Consider the following 793-nt stretch of genomic DNA (forward strand, 5'->3'; position numbering starts at 1 on the left):
TGGCGATCATATGCATGACTTCGATGCCGCCCAGCAGAATCCGGGCGCAGCGAAAAGTCTTGAACCCCAGCATGGGTCGTGTGCGTCGCTTGATCGCCCTATGGTCCTGCTCGACGAGATTGTTGAGATATTTGGACTGGCGGATCTTGATGGGCACTTCACGATCAGCATTGATAGCTTCGAGGGCGGCGAGATTGGCGCCGCTCCTGTCGATGGTCACAGTCTCGCGCACGTCATTCCGGGCGATCGATTTCTCGAAGTATCGCCGGGCCGCGGCCTTATCCCGGTGGGCGCGTAGCAGGAAGTCGATGGTATTGCCCTCCTTGTCGACGGCCCGGTAGAGATACCTCCATTCGCCCTTGAGGCGAATGTACGTCTCGTCCATGCGCCCGCTCTTCCCGACTGACCGCTTGCGGCGGCGGAACGCCTTCTCCAGCACAGGCAACAGCTTGAGCGCCAAGCGATGCACGGTCGAATGATCGACGCAGACTCCACGCTCAGCGACCATCTCTTCGATGTGACGCAGGCTCAGCGGATAGGCCACGTACCAGCGTACGCACATCAGGATCACGTCGAGCGGGTAACGCAGGCGCTTGAGTACTCGGGCCATCGCCGGATTTAACGTCGTCATCAAGCTTTCAACCGTTCATGTTGTTCCGGACATCATAGCGGATCGCCTTATTGCAAAACCATCAAACATCAGGGCCAGCCACCGGAGACGATCACACTCGATGGGTATGCCGCCTCGCACCGGGCCGTGCGCGAGATGATCGCTGACGCTCGGCTGCCTGAT

The 793-nt window shown here is 59.4% G+C and carries 1 protein-coding gene and 1 pseudogene; one reads left to right on the forward strand and one right to left on the reverse strand.

The features are described 5' to 3' along the window. Positions 1-631 (reverse strand): IS6 family transposase (locus tag P0D89_RS53580; protein WP_408364672.1); only part of this gene is annotated, 631 nt, incomplete at its 3' end. Positions 632-685: 54 nt separating this feature from the next. Between P0D89_RS53580 and P0D89_RS53585 the strand changes: the two are divergent. Next, positions 686-793: pseudogene (locus tag P0D89_RS53585) on the forward strand (IS6 family transposase); the annotation flags it as partial.

The sequence above is a fragment of the Paraburkholderia sp. RL18-085-BIA-A genome, from assembly GCF_046027075.1.
GTDB lineage: Bacteria > Pseudomonadota > Gammaproteobacteria > Burkholderiales > Burkholderiaceae > Paraburkholderia.